The following is a 256-nucleotide window of genomic DNA, read 5'->3' on the forward strand; positions in this document are numbered from 1 at the left end:
CAGCTAAAAAAGCACCGGCTAAAAAAGCGGTCGCTGCAAAACCAGCCGCCAAACCTGCAGCGAAAAAAACCGTCGCCAAAAAAGCACCGGCTAAAAAAGCGGTTGTAGCTGCCAAGAAACCTGCTGCGGCAGTCAAAAAAGCAGCTCCAACTAAAGCGACTGCAGCTAAAAAAGCACCGGCTAAAAAAGCGGTCGCTGCAAAACCAGCCGCCAAACCTGCAGCGAAAAAAACCGTCGCCAAAAAAGCACCGGCTAA

At 50.8% G+C, this 256-nt stretch carries 1 protein-coding gene; it reads left to right on the forward strand.

What is annotated here, in order from left to right:
- Positions 1 to 256: hypothetical protein (locus tag SCT_RS17965; protein WP_189799684.1), on the forward strand; the 256-nt coding region annotated here is incomplete at both ends.

It is taken from the genome of Sulfuricella sp. T08 (assembly GCF_000971475.1).
Lineage (GTDB): Bacteria > Pseudomonadota > Gammaproteobacteria > Burkholderiales > Sulfuricellaceae > Sulfuricella.